The sequence below is a fragment of the Streptosporangium sp. CA-115845 genome (genome assembly GCF_050943795.1).
In the GTDB taxonomy this organism is placed as follows: Bacteria; Actinomycetota; Actinomycetes; order Streptosporangiales; family Streptosporangiaceae; genus Streptosporangium.
Map to the genome: position 1 here is coordinate 4142487 of NZ_CP191988.1, position 19698 is coordinate 4162184.

The following is a 19698-nucleotide window of genomic DNA, read 5'->3' on the forward strand; positions in this document are numbered from 1 at the left end:
AGGGGCGGAGGGGCGTGCGGTTCAGGGCATCGCGTAGCCCCCGCTGACCGAGATCACTTGCCCGGTGACCTGGCGGGCGGCCGCCGGTGAGGCGAGCCAGAGAACGGTGCCGGCGATGTCCTGAGCCGTGGTCAGCCGACGCAGTGGGGTGGCCTTGAGCATGTATTCGACCTGCCGGTCGTTGAAGATCGCATCCTGACCACCCGCCCACAGGCTGGTGGCGCCGACGGCCTCGGGCCCCTCGGGGATGACCAGGCCGGGGCAGACCACGTTGGAGCGGATACCGTGCCGGCCGTGCTCCTTGGCGGTCGTCCTGGCCAGGGCGAGGATCCCCGCCTTGGAGGCCCCGTAGACGGCCTGCCTGATCTCGCCGAACGCGGCGTCGCTGGCGATGTACACCAGGGACCCCGCGCCCGCCTCGCGCATCGGCGCGAGCACGGCCTGGGTGCATTCGATCGCCGCGAAGAGGTTGACCTCGAAGGTGCGTTGCCACTGTGCCCGGTCGGTGTGCTCGGCGACGAAACCGGGGATGCTGATGCCCGCGTTGTTCACCATGACGTCGATGCCGCCCCAGGCGTCCAGTACCCGGTCGACGGCGCGGGTGGCCGCTCCCGCCTCGGCCAGATCGGCCTGCACCACCTCGGCCGCGGCGGCTCCGCGTTCCAGCGCCTCGCCGCGGACCCTGTCGGCCTGCTCCCCGTCGAGGTCGCAGATGGCGATCCGCGCGCCTTCGGCGGCGAACCCGTGCACGATGCCCCGCCCGATGTTGGAGGCGCCACCGGTCACCAGAACCCGAGCGCCGGTGAGAGCAAGATCCATATGTTGCCACGTCCTTTGCGCTGGGGCCGGATACTCTCCGACCGGATGGGCCGAGGCCGCTCCGGGTGGTGACAGGACCCCGGTCTTGAAGTCGAATTCTTATCTAATCTAGATTAGAACAGATGGCTGGTGCGGAGGCATCCCATCCGAGGAGGGAATATGAGGATCTTCAACGGTCTCGACGAGCTCGCCGGCGCGAGTGGTGAGGTGCTGGGCACCAGCGACTGGATCACCGTCGAGCAGGAGCGTGTCGACGGGTTCGCCGACGCCACCGGTGACCATCAGTGGATTCACGTCGACGTGGAGAGGGCCAAGGACGGGCCCTTCGGAAGGACGATCGCGCACGGATTCCTCACGCTGTCGCTGCTTCCGGTGTTCTTCCAGCAGATCTACCGGGTCGACGGCCTCCGGATGGCGGTCAACTACGGCCTGAACAAGGTGCGCTTCCCGGCGCCGGTCCCGGTGGGCTCCAAGCTCCGGGCGACCTCGCGGCTGGTGGAGGTCACCCCGCTGGACGGTGCGACCCAGATCGTGCTGGCCACCACCATCGAGGCCGAGGGGGTCGAGAAGCCGGTATGCGTGGCCGAGTCGGTTGTGAGGTACTTCGCGTGACGGGGGCGGGGCTGGTGGCGGGCCGCACCGCGATCGTGACGGGCGCGGCGCGGGGCATCGGGTTGGAGATCGCCCGGCTGCTGAGCGAGAACGGTGCCCGGGTCGTCCTGGCCGACCGGGACGCCGACGAGGCGGCCGCGGCCGCGGCCGGGCTCGGGAATGAGCGGAGCGTCTGGTCCTACGGCTGCGACGTCACCGACGAGGCCCAGGTCGAGGCGCTCGTCACGGGAACCGTCGAGCGGTTCGGATCGCTGGACATCTTCGTCAACAACGCCGGCATCACCAGGGACGCCTCACTGAAGAAGATGACGGTGCAGGACTTCGACGCGGTGATCACCGTCCATCTGCGCGGCACCTGGCTGGGCGTGCGGGCCGCCGCGGCGGTGATGCGCGAGGCCGGCTCCGGCTCGATCGTCAACATCTCCTCCCTGTCGGGGAAGTCCGGCAACCCGGGCCAGACCAACTACAGCGCGGCCAAGGCCGGCATCGTCGGTCTCACCAAGGCCGCGGCCAAGGAACTGGCGCACCGAGGCGTCCGGGTCAACGCCGTGCAGCCGGGCCTCATCAGGACCGCGATGACCGAGGCCATGCCGCCCGAGGTCTTCGCCGCCCGCGAGGCCGACATCCCGATGAAGCGGGCCGGTGAGCCGCGCGAGGTCGCGGGGGCGGTGCTGTTCCTCGCCTCCGACCTGGCGAGCTACATGACCGGTGAGGTGCTGGAGGTCGGCGGCGGGAGGCTGATGTGAGCGAGCGGACCGGTGGACGCGGCAGCGTGCTCGCGCGTCCGGCGAGCGTCGGCGAGGAGGCCACGTGAGCGGGGTCGTGCTGAGCCGGGTGGACGGAGGGGTGGGGCACATCACCCTGAACCGGGCGGAGGCGATGAACGCGATCACCGTCGAGCTCGGCGCCGAGCTGGAGCGGGCACTGGTCCGGCTCGCGGACCACGTGAACGTCATCCTGCTGCGAGGGGCCGGCGGGAACTTCTCGGTCGGCGGTGACTTCAACGAGCTCGAACGGCTGCGCGTCGCCGGAAGGGAGGCGATGCGCCCGCTGTTCTCGAACTTCGGCCGGGCCTGTGCCGCCATCGCGGAGCTGCCGGTACCGGTGGTCGCCGCCGTCGAGGGGTACGCGATGGCCGGCGGCTTCGAGCTCATGCAGGCGTGCGACGTCGTGCTGGTGCACGAGAACGTGAAGATCGCCGACAACCACGCCAGGTTCGGGCAGGTGCCCGGCGGTGGCAGTACCCAGCGGCTGCCCCGGCTGGTCGGCCGGCAGCGTGCGCTCGGGCACATCCTCAGCGGCGAGCGGCTGACCGCGGCCGAGGCGGTCGCCTGGGGGCTGGCCTACCGGTCGTTGCCCGCGGACGGTTTCGACGATGCGGTGAACGCGTTCGTCACCCGGCTGGCAGGCCACAGTCGTGATGCCCTGATCCGGATCAAGCGCCTGGTCCACGCCGGGCTGGAGCTGCCTCCATCGGAAGGGCTGGCGCTCGAACTGGAGACCGTACTCGACCACCTCGGCGGGGAGGCCGCCGCGGCGGGCATCGCCGCCTTCAAGGGAGCCTGAGATGACACGTGACCTGATCGATTCCGGCCCGGTGCTGCTGGACCTCGACTCCGACGGGGTGGCGCGCCTGCGGCTCAATCGCCCCGAGGCGTCCAACGGGATGGACGTGCCCTTCCTGCGGGGGCTCTACACGGCGGTCATGCGCTGCCACGGTGAACCGGACGTGCGCGCCGTGCTGCTCACCGGAGAGGGCCGTAACTTCTGCGCCGGCGGTGACGTCAAGACCTTCGCGACCAAGGGGGAAGGGCTGCCCGACTACCTGCGTGAGGCCACCTCCTGGCTGCAGATCTCGGTCTCGGCGCTGATGCGGCTGCAGGCCCCGGTGGTCGCCGCCGTGCACGGCTTCGCGGCCGGTGGCGGCGGGTTCGGCCTGGTGTGCGCGGCCGATCTGGTGGTCGCCGCCGAGTCGGCGAAGTTCATGGCCGGGGCCACCCGGGTGGGCATGGCGCCCGACGCGGGCGTCTCGGTCACCCTCCCCCGGCTGGTCGGGCTGCGCAAGGCGATGGAGATCACGCTGACCAATCCGGTCCTCACCGCCGCCGAGGCCCTTGAGATCGGCCTGATCACGAAGGTGGTCGCCGACGACACCCTGCTCGACGAGGGGCTCGCGCTGGCCCGCGCTCTCGCCGCCGGTGCCCCCCGGGCGCTGGCCGCCACCAAGCGGCTGCTCTGGGACGGTCTCGGGGCGAACGTTGAGGCCAGGTTGCCCGAGGAGGCCCGTACGGTCGCCGACCTGTCCGGTACCGCCGACGCGCGCGAGGGTCTGGCCGCCGTCATCGAACGCCGGAGCCCGCTCTTCACCGGCCGCTGACCCCTCCATCCGAAACCTGCGTTCCCGCAGGTTTCGGATGGGCGGCACTCAGGACGGCGCGTAGGCGCGGACACCGCCGTCCAGGTCGGCGGCGACGAGCACGCCCTGGTCGGTCAGCACGTCCAGATGGGCGTCGGTCTCCAGCACGGCGAGCATCTGGCTGAACAGGTCGAGGTCGTCCAGCCTGCGCCGGCGGCGGGTCCACGGCACGGCCACGGCCACCTCGTACGCCGTCCGCGCCCCGGCCTTGATCTCGTGCGCGCAGGCGTCCAGCCGCTCCTCGTGGTGAACCAGCAACTCCTCGATCCGGGTGTGGACGCTGGGGGTGACCGGGCCGTGCGCGGGCAGCAGCAGGGTGTCGGGCATCCCCCGGACCAGCCGCAGGGAGTCGAGATAGCTGCGCAGCGGCTTGGGCTCCGGGACGACCTCCAGACCGAGGGACGGGGTGATGTGCGGGAGCACGTGGTCACCGGCGAACAGCAGGCCGGCCGCGGCGTCGCGCAGTACCACGTGCCCACTGGTGTGTCCCGGCGTGGCGAACACGTCGAGTTCGACGGGGCGGAGAGACACCCGCTCACCGTCGTCCAGCCAGCCGTCGGGGTGCTTCCACGGCAGGTCGCGCTCGTACTCGTGGCCCTCGGTGGCGGCGACGCGGCCGGCGATCTCCGGGGCCCCGCAGCGGCGCAGCAGTTCGATCTGGCGGGGGTAGATCCCCTTCTCCACGTCGAACGCCTCGATGGAGGGCTGCTCGCCGCGGCCGATCCGCACCCGGGTGCCGAAGGTCTCGCGCAGCCTCAGGGCCTGGGAGTAGTGGTCCCAGTGGGCATGGGTCACCAGGATGTGGGCGACGTCCGCCAGTCGGTGTCCCAGCGTTCCCAGCGCCTGGGCCAGCGCCTTCTCGGTGTCCGGCATCGCCCATCCCGAGTCGATGACCACCGGGCCCTCCGGGCTCTCGATCACGTAGGCGTTCACCGCGTGCAGGCCGTTGGAGGGGAGCGGCAGCGGCACCCGATGGATCCCCGGCCGTACCGGATGGGCACCCGGCTCGGTCCAGTCCTCGGGCTGCTCTGCGATCGTCATGCGTCGTCTCCTCAGCATCGGTGGCTTGTCTCGAAGTCCGAATCACCCCTACTCTATTATTTGAAAATAAATTCAAAAACTTAGGGCGGGGAACATGTCAGAGCAGGCCGGTGAGATCACCGAGGGTGACCGCGTCCTGGTGGGGGGGAGCGGTGCCGTACGGGTGCTGACCCTGAACCGGCCGCGCCTTCGCAATGCCATCGACCTTGAGTTGCGGATCACGCTCGCCGAGCGGATCGAGGAGGCGATGGCCGACGGTGCGGTGCGGGTGATCGTGCTGACCGGGGCGGGCGGTACGTTCTGCTCCGGAGGTGACATCTCCACCATGCGCCGCCGGCCGGCCGAGGAGAACAGGCCGAGGGCGGAGGCGGCGCAGCGCATCGTGCGCGCGATCTGGTCCGGCCCCAAGCCTGTGCTGGCCGCGGTCGAGGGCTTCGCCTTCGGGGCGGGGGCGTCACTGGCCCTCGCCTGCGACCAGGTGGTCGCCGCCTCCGACGCCGCCTTCAATCCGACCTTCACCAAGGTCGGCCTCGCCGGTGACCTGGGAATCTTCTGGTCGCTGAGCCGGCGCGCGGGGTCGGCCAGGGCGCGCCGGCTGCTGATGCTGCCCAGGGAGGTCAAGGGGGCGGAGGCGCTGGAGATGGGCCTGGTCGACGTCCTGGCCGAGCCCGGCGCCGCACTGGAGACCGCGCTGGCCGATGCCGAGAGGCTCGCCGCGGCACCGCCGCTGGCCCTCGCCGCGATCAAGGCGATGCTCGTCGAGGGGCCGTCCGACCCGTACGAGGTGCTGGCGCGCGAGGTCGACAACCAGATCCGCCTGTTCGACACCGACGACTTCGCTGAGGGGGTGGCGGCGTTCCGGGAACGCCGGCCTCCGGTCTTTCGCGGCAGGTAGCCGATCCCACTTCCGCGGTGAGCTCCCGAGGCCGGGGCTCCCGCCCCGCGGGTGTCCCGGCTCACCTGCCTTCGCGGATAACTCGCCAGAAGGTCTTATTTTTCTAATTTAGATTAGGTAGCGTTGGTCACCCTTGCGGCGCGACCGTTCGTTCCGTGAGATCGGCTTCACAATTCGGAGGTAGGAACCCGTGACCACTGACCAGATCGCTCACCCGTCGGTCACACCGCCGCTGCGGGAATCCTTCTGGCCGCGCGACTCCAGCGTGCCGCTGATCGAGCACACGGCCGGCTCGCTGCTCGCCGAGCGGGCCAGGACCCACGCTGGTTCGCTCGCCCTCGTGGCCAGCGCGCACGGCACGGGCGAGGAGCGCAGGCTCACCTACGAGGAGCTGTACGCCGAGGCTCGGCGAGTGGCCGCAGGGCTGCTGCGGCTGGTCGAGCCCGGTGAGCACGTCGCGCTGTGGGCGCACAACGTCGTGGAGTGGCCGATCATTCAGTACGGCGCGGCGCTGGCCGGGGTGACGCTGGTGGCGCTGAATCCGGTGCTGCGCCCGGACGAACTCCTGTACGCCCTGAACCACTCGCGCGCCACCGTGCTGCTGCACGCCGATCGCAGCCGCGACTACGACATGGCCGCGGTCGCCGCCGAGGTCGGTCCGCGGTGCCCGGCACTGCGGCACACGATCAGCCTTTCCTCTCCCGAGCGCTGGACCGTCGACCTCGGGGAGTCGGCCGTGCTGCCTGAGGTCTCTCCGGACATGCCGGCCATGCTGCAGTACACTTCGGGGACGACCGGCAGGCCCAAGGGCGTGCTGCTGTCCCACCGGGCCCTGGTCAATGTGGCGAAGCTGACCGTGGAGGTCGCGGAAATGCCCTCCGGGGCGGTGTGCGCCGCGCCCCTGCCCATGTTCCACACCGCCGCCTGTGTGATCTCGACGCTCGGCCCGCTGTGGCTGGGGGGCACCGTGCTTCTGGTCGAGCGGTTCGAGCCGGCGGTCGTGCTGCGGCTGATCGAGCGGGAGTCGGCCACGGCACTGTTCTACGTGCCGACGATTCTGATCGCCGTGCTCGAGGCGGCGCGGGCCGGAGCCGGGCCGATGCCGAGGTTGACCGCCGTGGTGGGCGGCGGGGCGAACGTCCCCGGCGCGGTGATCGATGCGGTGTCGCGGGAGTTCGGTGCCTCGGTGCACAACCTGTTCGGGCAGACCGAGCTTGCTCCGGTGCTCACCCTGACCCGCAAGACGGACACGCCGGAGGACCTGGTGAACACGGTGGGGCGCCCGATCCCACAGGTGGACTGCAAGATCGCAGACCCGGTTACCAGGGCGGTGCAGCCGCTCGGCGTCGAGGGTGAGATCTGCGCCCGTGGCTACCAGCAGTTGATCGAGTACTACGACGACCCCAAGGCGACCGCGCTCGCGGTCGACGCCGACGGCTGGGTGCATACCGGCGACCTCGGCACGATGGACGAACGGGGTGTCATCACCGTCACCGGCCGGATCAAGGACCTGATCATCCGTGGCGGGGAGAACATCGCGCCGGCCGAGATCGAGTCGTGCCTGGTCGCGCACGAGCTCGTGGTGGACGCCGCGGTCGTGGGGGTCGCGGACGACCGGTGGGGCGAGACGGTCGGCGCGGTGGTCGTGCCGCGCGAGCCGGGGCGGCCCGGGCTCAGGGAGGAGCTGATCGCGTACTGCCGGGAGCGGCTCTCGCCGTACAAGGTCCCGCAGCACTGGTTCTTCGTCGAGGCCCTGCCGCTCACCGCCACCGGCAAGGCGCACAAGCCCACGATCAGGTCGTCCATCACCGACGGCGAACTGAGGCCGGTGGAGTGACGGTCCCACACGGGGCCCGGTGCGTTTGACGAATTAATCTAATTAATATTAAATAATAATAGGAGGTTCCCAGGTGATCCCGAGCGTCGAAGAGCGCCGTGCGCGACTGAGTGAGCGTTTTGCCGAGTGGTCGCCGCTCACCCTTGACGGCCGGCTGGAGCGCTGCGCCGAGGAGTTCGGCGACCGTCCCCTTGTCCTGACCGACGAGCGGACCCTCAGCTACGCCGAGGCCGCCGAGTGGTCGGCGCGGCTGGCCGACGGGCTGGCGGCGCTCGGGGTCCGGCCGGGCGACCGGGTCGGCCTCCTGATGGCCAACTACCTGGAGTTCGTCCCGCTGAAGTTCGCGATCGCCAGGGCCGGCGCGGTCACCATCCCCTTCAACTACCTGTATCGGCAGGATGAGCTCGCCTACGTCCTGGCCCAGTCCGAGTGCAACGTGCTGATCAGCATGACCGGCTTCGCCGGGCTGGACTACCTGGACATGCTCGACGCCATCGCCCCCGGCTGGGAGCGCGGCGGCGGCGAGGTGCTGCCGGAGCTGCGTCAGGTCGTGCTGTTCTCCACCGACGGGCGGACCCGCGAGGGGGTTCTCACCGTGGACGGCCTTGGCGAGCTGGGCGCGGGCAAGCCCGGCGCGGCCGCACCCGGAACGCGGACCCCCGACGATCTCGGCGACATCCTCTACACCTCGGGCACCACCGGCTCGCCCAAGGGCGTGATGGTCACCCATGACGCGGTGCAGCGTACGGCCTACGCCTCCGCGCTGAGCCGGGCCTTCGAGGACGGCCGCCGCATCCTGTTCTCGCTGCCCTGCTACCACATGTTCGGCTACGTCGAGGGCCTGCTCGCGGCCATGATGGTGGGCGGGGCGATCATCCCGCAGACCACGTTCAGCCCGGCCGGCTACTTCGAGGGGATCGAGCGCCACCGGGCCACCGAGATCCTGTGCGTGCCGACCATGACCGTCGCGCTGCTTGAGCACCCCGACCGGGCCACCCGGGACCTGTCCTCGCTGTTCGCCATGCTGTCCGGCGCCGCGCCCTCCCCGATCTGGCTCTGGGAGCAGGTCCGCACCGAGCTCGGGGTCACCGAGCTGGTCACCGGCTACGGCATGACCGAGTGCGGCGGGGCGATGACGATGTCCCTGCCCGAGGACCCGCTGGAGCGCGCCTCCGCCACCGTCGGCCGGCCCAAGCTCGCCGGCGTCGCAGGGCTCCCCGGCGACATCTGCGTCTACCGGACCGTGGATCCGGTGACGGGGGAGTTCCTGCCGGCCGGAGCCGAGGGCGAACTCGTCTCCACCGGGCCGACGCACATGCTGGGCTTCTGGAACAAGCCCGAGGAGAGCGCGCTCGCCCTGCGGGACGGCTGGGTGTACTCGGGTGACCTCGGTATCGTCCGCGAGGACGGCTACCTGGTGCTCACCGGCCGCAGCAAGGAGCTCTACAAGAGCGGTGGCGAGCTGGTGATGCCCAAGGAGATCGAGGAACTGCTCACCGCGCGGCCGGGCATCAGCCAGGCGTACGCGGTCGGCGTGCCCGACGACAGGTGGGGCGAGACCGGCTGCGTCTGGATCGTTCCAGAGCCGGGAGTGCGGCTCGACGCGGACGAGATCATCGCGTTCTGCAAGGAGAACCTGGCCCGTTTCAAGGTGCCCAAGCACGTGCTCTTCGCGGAGCCGTCGGAGCTGCCGACCACACCGACCGGAAAAATCCAGAAATTTCGGCTTGTTCAGCAGGCCAAGACACGTATCCAAGGAGGGAAGTCGTGACCGTCCAGTACTCGGAGCTGATCCAGCCCGAGAGAGTGCACGGCTCGCTGTACACCAACCCGGAGATCTTCGCGGAAGAGCTCGAACGGATCTGGTACCGCACCTGGGTGTGCGTCGGGCACGTGAGCGAGGTGGCGAAGCCGGGCGACTACGTGCGCAAGAACGTCGCCGCTCAGGACGTCATCATGACCAGAAGCGCGGACGGAGAGGTCGGCCTGCTGCTCAACCGGTGCGCGCACCGGGGCAACCTGGTCTGCGAGGACCGGCGGGGCAACTCCAGTTCGTTCCGCTGCCCCTACCACGGCTGGACCTACCGCAACACCGGTGAGCTGCTCGGCTACCCCTACAACCAGGGGTACGGCGGTAAGAACAAGCTCGAACTCGGCCTCGGCAGGGTCCCCCGGGTGGACACCTACCAGGGCTTCGTGTTCGCCAGCTTCGCCGCCGAAGGGCCGAGCCTGAAGGAGCACCTCGGCGCGGCGGCGGGTGAGCTGGACCGGCTGGCCAGGCTCTCCCCCGAGGGGGAGGTCGAGCTCACCGCCGGCTGGCTCAGGCACCGTGCCAAGGCGAACTGGAAGCTGCTGGTCGAGAACGAGACCGACGGCTACCACCCGCAGTTCGTGCACGGCTCGGTCTTCAGCGTCACCGGCAGCCCCATCGGAGCCCTCTACAGCGACAAGTCGACCGCCGTCACCCGTGACCTCGGCGGCGGCCACAGCGAGAACGACCTGCGCCCGGAGTTCCGCCGGGTCGCCCGCCCCATGGGCTGGTTCGGCACCTCCGAGGCCAGGGTCCCCGACTACGTGGCGAAGATGCGCGCGCTCCACGGCGAGCAGGCCGAGGAGATCCTCATCGAGGGCGCGCCGCACGTCATGGTCTTCCCCAACCTGTTCATCGCCGAGATCAGCGTTTTCATGATCCAGCCGACGGCGGTGGACGAGACAGTGCAGAACGTCACCGCGGTGCAGCTCAAGGGCGCGCCGGAGATGAACCGCAGGCTGCTGTCGCAGTGCGTCGGCTCGGTCGGGCCCGCGGGCATGCTGCTGGCCGACGACTCGGAGATGTACGAGCGCAACCAGCGCGGCATGGCCGCCCGGCGGCCCGAATGGCTCGACATCCGCCGCGGCGTGGGCCGCGAGCGCGTCGACGAGAACGGTTTCCGGATCGGCGCCGCCAACGACGAGACCGGGATGCGCGGCTTCTGGTCGCACTACCGGGGTCTGATGGAGGAGGGGGCCGCGCAGTGAGCAGTCTGGAACTCGGTGAGATCGAGCGGTTCCTCTACCGCGAGGCCCGGCTCGCCGACGAGCACCACTACGACGGATGGGAGGCCCTGTGGACCGACGACGCGCTCTACTGGGTGCCCGCCGGGGGCCCCGACGTCGACCCCAACCTGCAGATGTCGGTGATCTACGACAACCGCAGCCGGATCAGGACGCGGATCAGCCAGCTCAAGACGGGTAAGCGCTACTCCCAGTCGCCTCCGTCGAACATGCGGCGGCTGATCTCCAATGTCGAGGTGGTCGCGGTCGAGGGGACCGACACCGTGGCCGAGGCGAACTTCGTGCTCGTCGAGTCCCGCGAGCGGGGGACCACCCTGTGGTCGGGCCGCGTCACCTACCGGCTGCGCCGCGTCGAGGACGACATCCGGCTGGCCTACAAGAAGGTAGTCCTGGTGAACAGCGCGGAGGCGCTCTCCACCCTGGCGTTCCTCATCTGAAGGAGTCCGGCAGTGGATCAGTGGATCATCGCCAGCGAGTTCGCCGAGGTGGCCGTGAGCCTCGACACCGACGCCAACGGGCCACGGCTGCGCGTCGAGGACCTGCGCGGCGGCCGGGTGCGCTACCTGGACGCGCTGGAACTGGAGTCCGTCGTCTGGCTCTCCGACGAGCGGATGCGGGAGTTGCTGGACCCCTCGGCCGGTCGCTGGAGCGACAGGCCCGCCGATGGCTGAGATCCTCGAAGGGGCCGGGCGGCTGGACCTCACGGTCCACGTCCGGCCTGGCGACGCGGTCATGTGGGGACAGGCCTGCGCCGAGCCGCTCACCCTGACCGAGCGGCTCATCGAGCAGCGTGCCGAGATCGGTGGCTTCCGGTGCTTCCTCGGACTGCCCGCCTCGGACACGATCCGCCCGGAGCACGCCGACCACGTGTCGTTCCTGTCCTACTGCGGCGGTGGCGGCAACCGCGCGCTGCACCGGGCCGGCGCCCTGGACATCCTGCCGTGTCACTACTCGACGCTGCCGGACCTCATCGAGAGCGGGGCCCTTCCCGTCGACGTCGTCCTGGTCCAGCTCTCGCCCGCGGACGGCGCCGGTCGGCACAGCCTCGGCATGGCCGACGACTACCTGTCCGCCGCGATCGACAGGGCCCGCGTGGTCATCGCGGAGGTGAACGACCAGGTGCCCTGGACGCACGGGGCGCGCACGCTCGCCGCCGCCGACCTGGATGTGATCGTGTTCACCTCCCGGCCACCGGCCGAGATCGTCAAGAGCGTGCCCGGTGACGCCGAGGAGCGCGTCGCCGAGCACGTCGCCGGCCTGATCGAGGACGGTGCGACCCTGCAGCTCGGGCTCGGCGCGCTGCCCGAGGCGATCGCCGCCCGGCTGGCCGGCCGCCGTGACCTCGGTGTCCACTCCGGGCAGATCGGGGACGCCGTCGCCGACCTGATGGAGGCCGGAGTGATCACCGGCGCCCGCAAGACCGTCGGCCGGGGCCGTACGGTCACCGGAACGCTGATGGGAACGTCGCGGTTGTTCCGCTACGCCCACGGCAACCCGGCGATCGAGCTGCGCGACACCCGCCACACCCACGATCCCGAGGTGCTCGCGGCCCAGGAGCGCCTCGTCGCGATCAACTCGGCGCTCGAGGTCGACCTGTCCGGTCAGATCAACGCCGAGGTCGCGCGCGGATCGTACGTCGGGGCCGTCGGCGGTGCGATCGACTTCCTGCGCGGAGCCGCCCGCTCCCGCGGCGGCCTGCCCATCGTGGCGCTGACCTCCACCGCGAGGAGCGCCAGCCGGATCGTGGCGAACCTGAGCGGGCCGGTCAGCACGTCCCGCGCCGACGCCGGGATCATCGTCACCGAGTACGGAGTCGCCGACCTGCGCGGGCTGTCCCTGGACGAGCGGCGCGCCCGGATGCTCGCCATCGCCCACCCCGACCATCGCCCCGCGCTCGAGAAGGAGTGTTGTCAATGAGAAGAGCCGCGATCGTCGCCCCGGTCCGCACGCCGGTCGGCGCCTTCGGCGGAACCCTGCGCCCGGTGCCGGTGGAGGATCTGGCGGCCACGGTCATCAGGGCCGTCCTTGAGCGCTCGGGTGTCGACCCCGAGCGGATCGAGGACGTGGCGATGGCCCAGTCCTACGCCAACTCCGAGACGCCGTGCGTGGGCCGCTGGGCCGCCCTGCACGCGGGCCTGCCGGTCGCCGTCCCCGGCTTTCAGCTCGACCGGCGCTGCGGCGGCGGGCTGCAGGCCGTGGTCACCGCGGCGATGATGGTGCAGACCGGCGCCGCCGACGTGGTGGTGGCCGGCGGCGTGGAGAGCATGAGCAACGTCGAGCACTACTCCACCCAGGTCCGCTGGGGCAGCCGTTCCGGTGGCGTGCAGCTGCACGACCGGCTGGACCGGGGCCGTGAGCGGTCCCAGCCCGAAGGGCGCTTCGGCCGGATCTCCGGGATGATCGAGACGGCCGAGAACATCGCCCGCGAGTACGGGATCACCCGCGAGGAGGCCGACGCCTACGCCGCGGGCAGCCAGCGCCGGGCCGCCGCGGCCTGGGAGGCGGGAGCCTTCGACGACGAGGTCGTGCCGGTCCAGGTGCCGGTACGGCACGGAGATCCGGTCATGTTCGAGCGCGACGAGGGCATCCGCCCGGACACCACTCCTGAGACGCTGGCCAGGTTGCGGACCCTGATGCCGGGCGGAATCGTGACCGCGGGCAACTCCAGCCAGCAGAACGACGCCGCCGCGGCCTGCCTGGTGGTGGCCGAGGACAAGCTGGACGAGCTCGGGCTGGAGCCGATGGGATTCCTGGTCGGCTGGGCGGCGGCCGGCTGCGAACCGGCCACCATGGGACTCGGTCCGGTGCCGGCCGTGGCCAGGCTGTTCGCCTCGACCGGTGTGAAGTTCGACGACATCGACCTGGTGGAGCTGAACGAGGCGTTCGCCTGCCAGGTACTCGGTGTCCTCAAGGGCTGGGGGTTCTCCGATCCGGCCGAGCTGAGCGACCGGCTGAACGTCAACGGCTCCGGCATCTCGCTCGGGCACCCGATCGCCGCGACCGGGGTGCGCATGCTCACCACGATGCTGCACGAGCTACGCCGCCGGGGTGGCGGGTACGGCCTGGAGACCATGTGCGTCGGCGGTGGTCAGGGCATGGCCGCCCTCTTCGAGGGAGTCTCGTGAACATGCCGAAGGGGATCGTGGCCTACGCCGTCTACCTGCCCAGGCACCGGCTGCGGCACGCGGACCTGGCCGCCGCGCTCGGCACCAGGGGCGGTCCAGGATCACGGGTGGCCGCCTCGTTCGACGAGGACAGCACCACCCTGGGGATCGGGGCCGCGCGGCGGCTGCCGCGCGAGGGAGCACGGTCTGGGGCGATCTTCTTCGCCACCACCTCGCCCGCCTACCTCGACAAGACCAACGCCGCCGCCGTGCACGCGGCCCTTGGACTGGGGGTCGACGGCTTCGCGGTGGACCTGGCCGGGTCGGCGCGGTCCGGCACCGGCGCGCTGCTCGCCGCCGCCGCGAGCGGGGGCCTGGCCGTGCTCGCCGACGTGCGGACCGGTCTGCCGGGCTCGGCCGACGAGCGTGACGGGGCCGACGGGGCCGCGGCGTTCCTGTTCGGCGATCCCGATGAGGCGATCGCCGAGATCGTCGCCCGGGCGTCGGTGACCGCGGAGTTCCTCGACCGCTGGCGCCCGCCGGAGCAGCCGGCCGCCCGCCGGTGGGAGGAGCGTTTCGGGCTGGAGAGCTACCTGCCGCTGGTGACCGAGGCCGGACAGCGGGCGTTGAAGGAGGCGGATGTCGCCGCACCCGACCACGTCGTGATCTCCTCACCGAACCCGCTGGTGGCCAGGCGGGGGGCCGCGCTCTTCCCCGCGCGGGTCCCTTCGGGGAAGGTGCCGGGCCACGCGGGCGCGGCGGACGTCGGGCTGGGCCTGGCGGAGGTCCTGGACCGGGCGGCGCCGGGTGAGACCGTCCTGGTGCTCGCCGCCGTGGACGGCTGCGACGCGCTGGTGCTGCGGGTCACCGACCGCATCGAGCACGGGCGTCAGGCGCACCCGCTCTCGGCGCAGCTCGCCACCGGGCGAGACGTCTCCTACACCACCTACCTCACCTGGCGTGGCCTGCTGGACCGGGAACCGCCCCGGCGGCCGGAACCCGAGGTGGCCGCGGGACCGCCCTCGGCCCGGTCGCAGGCCTGGAAGTTCGCGTTCACCGGGTCACGGTGCCGCGGTTGCGGCTTCGTCCACCTGCCCCCGGCTCGGGTGTGCAAGGGGTGCGGAGCCGTGGACGAGATGGAGCCGCGCCCGCTGTCCGACGTGCGGGGCACGGTCGTCACCTTCACCGCCGACCGGCTGGCGTACTCTCCCTCGCCGCCGCTGATCGACGTGGTGGTCGACTTCGACGGCGGCGGCAGGTACACGCTGGAGCTGGCCGACGCCTCGCCGGACGAGGTGGCGATCGGGATGCGCGTCGAGACGACATTCCGCAGGCTGTACACGGCGCAGGGAGTGCACAACTACTTCTGGAAGGCACGGCCCGTGGAGGACGAGCGATGAGCGCCAAGGGAATCAAGGACCGGGTCGCGATCGTGGCCATGGGGTGCACCCGGTTCGGCGAGCACTGGACCGCCTCCACCGACGATCTGCTGATCGACGCGGTGCAGGAGTGCATGGCCGCCGTACCGGGCACCGACCTGGCCGATGTGGAGGCGTTCTGGCTCGGCACGCTCGGCTCCGGGCAGTCCGGCCTCACCCTCAGCCGCGCGCTCGCCCTGGACTACCGGCCGGTCACCCGGGTGGAGAACTACTGCGCGACCGGCTCGGAGGCGTTCCGCAACGCCTGCTACGCGGTGGCGTCCGGAGCCTACGACCGGGTCATGGCGGTCGGGGTGGAGAAGCTCAAGGACTCCGGTTTCTCCGGGCTGACCCGGATGGACCCGCCGGGAGACGGCACGGCCGCGGAGAACACCCTCACCGCGCCGGCCGCGTTCTCGCTGCTCGACCCGGCCTACTGTGCGAGGTACGGCGTCGACCCCGCGAGGATGCGGGCGGCGATGACCCACGTGGCCTGGAAGAACCACGCCAACGGGGCGCTCAACCCCAAGGCGCAGTACCGCGCGCAGGTGTCCAAGGAGAAGATCGCCGCGGCGCCGCTGGTGGCCGGGCGGCTCGGGGTGTTCGACTGCTCGGGGGTCTCCGACGGCGCCGCCTGCGCGCTGATCGTCCGTGCCGAGGACGCCCACCTCTACACCGACCACCCGGTGTATGTGAAGGCGCTCTCGCTGACGGCGGCGCCGGGACGCGCGGCGATGGATCCCGGCTACGACTACACGACCTTTCCCGAGGTGGTGCGGAGCGCCCAGGACGCCTACCGGCAGGCCGGGATCACCGATCCGCGCACCGAGATCTCGCTGGCCGAGGTGCACGACTGCTTCACCCCCACCGAGCTGGTGCTGATGGAGGACCTGGGCTTCGCCGAGCGGGGCGAGGCGTGGCGCGACATCCTCGACGGCGCCTTCGAACTCGGCGGACGGCTGCCGGTCAACCCGGACGGCGGCCTGAAGTCCTTCGGTCACCCGGTCGGCGCCAGCGGGCTGCGGATGCTCTACGAGTGCTGGCTGCAGTTCCGCGGCGAGGCCGGGCGGCGGCAGTTGAGCGACCCCAGGCTTGCTCTCACCCACAACCTGGGCGGTCGCCCGGGTGGATGTGTGTCCTTCGTCTCCGTGGTCGGTTCCGAGCTCAGCTGATTGGCATCAGGGCATTTTTTAGTTTAGATTAAATTAAATCAGTGGAGGGGTCCATGGTGAATGAAGTGCAGGTGGCTCGCGATCTCTACGTCGCCCTGAAGGCCGGCGACCGGGAGCGGCTGTCGGAGTTGCTACATCCGAGCTTCGTGGCCAGGACCACCGAGGGCCTGCCCCTGGGGCTGGGCGGTGTTTACCACGGCGTCGAGGAGACGTGGAGGAAGTTCTGGGGCCGTATCGGAGAGAACTTCGGCGTTCGCGCCGAACCGCAGGGTTTCCACCCGCTCACCGGCGGGGGTCTCCTCGTGACCGGTGGGTACGTAGGGAAGGCTCGTGCCACCGGCGCCGAGGTCGACGCGGCGTTCGCCCACCTACTCCGGTTCACCGGGGATCAGGTCTCCGAGCTGATCCAGTACACCGACAGCGCCCGCTGGGCACAGGCGCTGGACGCGAGCCCCAAGGCGGAGGCTCCCCGCAGGGAACTGTCGGTCGTCGACTTCGAGCTGAACGACGGCCTGGCCAGGATCCGGCTCAACCGGCCGTCCGCGCGCAACGCCCTCGACCTCGACATGGCGCTCGACCTGAACGAGGTGTCCCTGCGCTGTGCCGAGTCCCCCGACCTGCGCGCGGTGCTGCTGACCGGTGAGGGGCCGGCCTTCACCGTGGGCGGGGACGTGAAGCTGTTCGCCTCGACCGAACACGCGGAGCTACCCTCGCTGGTCCACCAGATGATCGTGCCCTACCACGAGGCACTCGACCGGCTGGCCGGGCTGGACGCGCCCATCGTGTGCGCCGTCCACGGCGCCGCGGCCGGGGGCGGGCTCGGCCTGATGCACTGCGCGGACCTCGTACTCGCGGCCGAGGGCACCAAATTCGCCCTCGGCTTCAGCGCCCTCGGTCTGTCCGGTGACGGAGGCAGCACCTGGTTCCTGCCCCGGATGATCGGATCGCGGCGGGCGGCGGAGCTGTTCTTCCAGCCGCGGGTGCTGACCGCCCGCGAGGCTGAGGAGTGGGGGCTCGTCTCACGTGTCGTCGCGGACGACGCGCTTGAGGGCGAGGCTCTCACCGTCGCCAGGCGGCTCGCCGCGGGCCCGACCCGTGCCTTCGCGGAACTGCGGCATCTCCTGCGCGCCGGCTGGGACAACACTCTGACCGAGCAACTGCTCGCCGAGCAGGGGGCGCAGAAGCGGACGGCTGCCACGGCCGACGCGGCCGAGGGCGTGGCCGCCTTCAAAGGCAAGCGCGAACCCGACTTCAACGGACGGTAAAGAATGATCATTGACAGCGAGGACCAGCGGCTGCTCCGGCAGAGCATCGGCAAGATCGCGGAGCGGTACGGTCACACCTACTTCGCCGACCGGGCGCGTGCCGGTGGCCGAGTCGACGAACTCTGGGCCGAACTGGGCGAGGGCGGCTTCCTCGGCGTGCACCTGCCGGAGGAGTACGGTGGCGGCGGAGGCGGCCTGGCCGAGTACGGCGTGGTGCTGGAGGAGCTGGCGGCACACGGCATGCCGCTGCTGATGGGGGTCATCTCGCCCGCCATCACCGGCTCGATCGTCTGGCGGCACGGATCGGCCGAGATGAAGGACGAGTGGCTGCCCGGCATGGCGGCCGGGACGAAGAAGATGGCGTTCGCGCTCACCGAGCCTGACGCCGGCTCCAACAGCCACCAGGTCACCACCAGCGCGCACCGCGACGGCGACGGCCGGCGGCTGACCGGCACCAAGTACTACATCTCCGGTGCCGACGAGTCCGACGCGCTGCTGGTGGTGGCGCGCGACGGCGAGCCGGGCCCGTCCGGGCGCGCCCCGCTCTCGCTGTTCGTGGTGCCCACCGATGCCCCCGGCCTGCGCTTCCAGCAGATCGTCACCGAGCTCGTCGTCCCGGAGAAGCAGTTCACCGTCTTCTTCGACGACGTGCGGATCGGTCCCGAGGCGCTGATCGGCGAGGCGGGGCGGGGGCTGCGCCAGGTCTTCGCCGGTCTCAACCCCGAGCGCATCCTGGCCGCCTCGCTCAGCAACGGCATCGGCCGCTACGCCCTGGACAAGGCCGCCCGCTACGCCCGCGAGCGGCAGGTGTGGTCCACCCCGATCGGCGCCCACCAGGGAGTGTCGCACCCGCTCGCGGAGGCCTACATCGCCGTGGAGCTGGCCAGGCTGGCCACCGCCCGCGCCGCCGAACTCTACGACTCAGGCCAGGATGCCGCCGAGGCGGCCAACATCGCCAAGTTCACCGCCGCCGACGCGTCGCTGAAGGCACTTGACCAGTCCATTCAGACGCACGGAGGCAACGGGTTGTCGCGAGAGTACGGCCTGGCCGACCTGTGGTTCGCGGCCCGGCTGCTGCGCACCGCCCCGGTCAGCCGGGAGATGGTGCTCAACTACATCGCCCAGCACAGTCTGCGGCTCCCGCTCTCCTACTAGTTCCGTTTCCGACTTTTCCGCCGCAGAACAGAGAGGTTTACCGATGGCAGGTGTACAGGATCGCGTGATCGCCGTGACCGGAGCCGGGGGAGGGCTCGGCCGCGAGTACGCGCTGTTGCTCGCCCGCTCCGGAGCGAAGGTCGTCGTCAACGACCTGGGCGGGGCGCGTGACGGTTCCGGCTCGGGTACGACCATGGCCGACGCGGTGGTCACCGAGATCACCGAGGCCGGCGGGCAGGCCGTGGCCAGCTACGACAGCGTGACCTCGGAGGAAGGTGGCGCGGCCGTCGTCCGCACGGCGCTGGAGGCCTTCGGCCGCATCGACGGAGTGGTGAGCAATGCCGGCATCCTTCGCGACGTGGCCTTCCACAAGATGACCACCCAGCAGTGGGATGCGGTGCTCCAGGTCCATCTGCACGGCACCTACCACGTCGTCCGTGCGGCCTGGCCGTACTTCCGGGAGCAGGGGCACGGCAGGATCGTGGTCGCCACCTCCAACACCGGCCTGTACGGCAACTTCGGTCAGGCGAACTACGGTGCCGCCAAGCTCGGCATGGTCGGTCTGATCAACAGCCTCGCCATCGAGGGCCGCAAGTACAACATCCTGGCCAACGCGATCGCGCCGCAGGCCGCGACCCGGATGACCGAGGACATCGCGCCGGCCGAGCTACTGGCCAAACTTCCGGCCGCGCACGTCGCGCCGGTCGTCGGCCATCTACTCACCGACGAGTTCACCGACAGCGGCACCGTGGTCGTCGTCGGTGGCGGCCTCTGCACCCGGGTGCAGCTCTTCGAGTCCAAGGGCATCACCTTCGCCGACGTGCCGACCATCGAGCAGGTCGGCGAGCGCTGGGCGGAGATCGTCGACATGGACGGCGCGGTGCCTGCCGTCAACAGGGTGGGCTGAGAG

Annotated in this window: 19 protein-coding genes; 17 read left to right on the top strand and 2 right to left on the bottom strand. The window is 70.7% G+C overall.

All coding sequences use genetic code 11. The features are described from left to right. Positions 1-21: 21 nt before the first annotated feature. On the bottom strand, positions 22-819 hold the full coding sequence (locus tag ACQP0P_RS21095) for an SDR family NAD(P)-dependent oxidoreductase (RefSeq protein WP_433379616.1): 798 nt from the start codon (positions 817-819) through the stop codon (positions 22-24). A 159-nt stretch (positions 820-978) separates the two neighbouring features. Here ACQP0P_RS21095 and ACQP0P_RS21100 point away from each other — a divergent pair, with 159 nt between their 5' ends. From ACQP0P_RS21100 to ACQP0P_RS21115, 4 genes are all read left to right on the top strand, one after another. After that, a complete protein-coding gene (locus ACQP0P_RS21100) occupies positions 979-1431 on the top strand; it encodes a MaoC family dehydratase (protein ID WP_433379619.1) in 453 nt (150 codons plus the stop codon). Next, the gene (gene fabG, locus ACQP0P_RS21105; RefSeq protein ID WP_433379622.1) at positions 1428-2177 is read left to right on the top strand and encodes a 3-oxoacyl-ACP reductase FabG; all 750 of its coding nucleotides are present in this window, start codon (positions 1428-1430) and stop codon (positions 2175-2177) included. The genes ACQP0P_RS21100 and fabG overlap by 4 nt, the downstream gene beginning before the upstream one ends. 64 nt (positions 2178-2241) lie before the next feature. After that, complete coding sequence (locus ACQP0P_RS21110; RefSeq protein WP_433379625.1) at positions 2242-2997, top strand: enoyl-CoA hydratase/isomerase family protein; 756 nt, start codon at positions 2242-2244, stop codon at positions 2995-2997. 1 nt (position 2998) lies between these two features. Continuing rightward, positions 2999-3808: an enoyl-CoA hydratase/isomerase family protein gene (locus tag ACQP0P_RS21115; protein WP_433379628.1), complete on the top strand. Its 810-nt coding sequence runs from the start codon at positions 2999-3001 to the stop codon at positions 3806-3808. A gap of 48 nt (positions 3809-3856) precedes the next feature. Here ACQP0P_RS21115 and ACQP0P_RS21120 read toward each other — a convergent pair whose 3' ends face one another. Next, positions 3857-4888 (bottom strand): MBL fold metallo-hydrolase, encoded by a 1032-nt coding sequence (locus tag ACQP0P_RS21120; RefSeq protein WP_433379631.1) that lies wholly within the window; start codon positions 4886-4888, stop codon positions 3857-3859. Positions 4889-4982: 94 nt separating this feature from the next. Here ACQP0P_RS21120 and ACQP0P_RS21125 point away from each other — a divergent pair, with 94 nt between their 5' ends. The 13 genes from ACQP0P_RS21125 to ACQP0P_RS21185 all read left to right on the top strand — a co-directional run bounded on the left by ACQP0P_RS21125 (position 4983) and on the right by ACQP0P_RS21185 (position 19695). Next, a complete protein-coding gene (locus ACQP0P_RS21125; protein ID WP_433379634.1) occupies positions 4983-5783 on the top strand; it encodes an enoyl-CoA hydratase/isomerase family protein in 801 nt (266 codons plus the stop codon). A 190-nt stretch (positions 5784-5973) separates the two neighbouring features. Next, positions 5974-7620 carry an AMP-binding protein gene (locus ACQP0P_RS21130; RefSeq protein WP_433379637.1) on the top strand — a complete coding sequence of 549 codons (1647 nt, stop codon included), beginning with the start codon at positions 5974-5976 and terminating at the stop codon, positions 7618-7620. Between the two features lie 73 nt (positions 7621-7693). After that, positions 7694-9391 (top strand): class I adenylate-forming enzyme family protein, encoded by a 1698-nt coding sequence (locus tag ACQP0P_RS21135; protein ID WP_433379640.1) that lies wholly within the window; start codon positions 7694-7696, stop codon positions 9389-9391. Further along, positions 9388-10638: an aromatic ring-hydroxylating oxygenase subunit alpha gene (locus ACQP0P_RS21140; RefSeq protein WP_433379643.1), complete on the top strand. Its 1251-nt coding sequence runs from the start codon at positions 9388-9390 to the stop codon at positions 10636-10638. The genes ACQP0P_RS21135 and ACQP0P_RS21140 overlap by 4 nt, the downstream gene beginning before the upstream one ends. Continuing rightward, a complete protein-coding gene (locus ACQP0P_RS21145; protein WP_433379646.1) occupies positions 10635-11111 on the top strand; it encodes an aromatic-ring-hydroxylating dioxygenase subunit beta in 477 nt (158 codons plus the stop codon). Before ACQP0P_RS21140 ends, ACQP0P_RS21145 begins: the two co-directional genes overlap by 4 nt. 12 nt (positions 11112-11123) lie before the next feature. Next, positions 11124-11345, top strand: coding sequence for a hypothetical protein (locus ACQP0P_RS21150; protein ID WP_433379649.1), 222 nt, complete (start codon positions 11124-11126; stop codon positions 11343-11345). After that, the gene (locus ACQP0P_RS21155) at positions 11338-12591 is read left to right on the top strand and encodes an acetyl-CoA hydrolase/transferase family protein (RefSeq protein WP_433379652.1); all 1254 of its coding nucleotides are present in this window, start codon (positions 11338-11340) and stop codon (positions 12589-12591) included. Before ACQP0P_RS21150 ends, ACQP0P_RS21155 begins: the two co-directional genes overlap by 8 nt. Further along, positions 12588-13799 (top strand): acetyl-CoA C-acetyltransferase, encoded by a 1212-nt coding sequence (locus ACQP0P_RS21160; RefSeq protein ID WP_433379655.1) that lies wholly within the window; start codon positions 12588-12590, stop codon positions 13797-13799. Before ACQP0P_RS21155 ends, ACQP0P_RS21160 begins: the two co-directional genes overlap by 4 nt. 2 nt (positions 13800-13801) lie before the next feature. Then, positions 13802-15178, top strand: coding sequence for an OB-fold domain-containing protein (locus ACQP0P_RS21165; protein ID WP_433381990.1), 1377 nt, complete (start codon positions 13802-13804; stop codon positions 15176-15178). Continuing rightward, entirely contained in the window at positions 15175-16368 is a 1194-nt protein-coding gene (locus tag ACQP0P_RS21170) for an acetyl-CoA acetyltransferase (protein ID WP_433379658.1), read from the top strand. The genes ACQP0P_RS21165 and ACQP0P_RS21170 overlap by 4 nt, the downstream gene beginning before the upstream one ends. 53 nt (positions 16369-16421) lie before the next feature. Further along, on the top strand, positions 16422-17633 hold the full coding sequence (locus ACQP0P_RS21175) for an enoyl-CoA hydratase-related protein (RefSeq protein ID WP_433379661.1): 1212 nt from the start codon (positions 16422-16424) through the stop codon (positions 17631-17633). Positions 17634-17636: 3 nt separating this feature from the next. Then, positions 17637-18788 (top strand): acyl-CoA dehydrogenase family protein, encoded by a 1152-nt coding sequence (locus ACQP0P_RS21180; protein ID WP_433379664.1) that lies wholly within the window; start codon positions 17637-17639, stop codon positions 18786-18788. 43 nt (positions 18789-18831) lie between these two features. Continuing rightward, positions 18832-19695: an SDR family NAD(P)-dependent oxidoreductase gene (locus ACQP0P_RS21185; protein WP_433379667.1), complete on the top strand. Its 864-nt coding sequence runs from the start codon at positions 18832-18834 to the stop codon at positions 19693-19695. The last annotated feature ends 3 nt before the right edge of the window (positions 19696-19698 follow it).

Coding starts and splice junctions, on each gene's coding strand:
- ACQP0P_RS21125 (WP_433379634.1), top strand. CDS start 4,983: ATGTCAGAGCAGGCCGGTGAGATCACCGAGGGTGACCGCGTCCTGGTG.
- ACQP0P_RS21155 (WP_433379652.1), top strand. CDS start 11,338: ATGGCTGAGATCCTCGAAGGGGCCGGGCGGCTGGACCTCACGGTCCAC.
- ACQP0P_RS21180 (WP_433379664.1), top strand. CDS start 17,637: ATGATCATTGACAGCGAGGACCAGCGGCTGCTCCGGCAGAGCATCGGC.
- ACQP0P_RS21170 (WP_433379658.1), top strand. CDS start 15,175: ATGAGCGCCAAGGGAATCAAGGACCGGGTCGCGATCGTGGCCATGGGG.
- ACQP0P_RS21160 (WP_433379655.1), top strand. CDS start 12,588: ATGAGAAGAGCCGCGATCGTCGCCCCGGTCCGCACGCCGGTCGGCGCC.
- ACQP0P_RS21115 (WP_433379628.1), top strand. CDS start 2,999: ATGACACGTGACCTGATCGATTCCGGCCCGGTGCTGCTGGACCTCGAC.
- ACQP0P_RS21100 (WP_433379619.1), top strand. CDS start 979: ATGAGGATCTTCAACGGTCTCGACGAGCTCGCCGGCGCGAGTGGTGAG.
- ACQP0P_RS21165 (WP_433381990.1), top strand. CDS start 13,802: ATGCCGAAGGGGATCGTGGCCTACGCCGTCTACCTGCCCAGGCACCGG.
- ACQP0P_RS21185 (WP_433379667.1), top strand. CDS start 18,832: ATGGCAGGTGTACAGGATCGCGTGATCGCCGTGACCGGAGCCGGGGGA.
- ACQP0P_RS21175 (WP_433379661.1), top strand. CDS start 16,422: ATGGTGAATGAAGTGCAGGTGGCTCGCGATCTCTACGTCGCCCTGAAG.
- ACQP0P_RS21120 (WP_433379631.1), bottom strand. CDS start 4,888: ATGACGATCGCAGAGCAGCCCGAGGACTGGACCGAGCCGGGTGCCCAT.
- ACQP0P_RS21095 (WP_433379616.1), bottom strand. CDS start 819: ATGGATCTTGCTCTCACCGGCGCTCGGGTTCTGGTGACCGGTGGCGCC.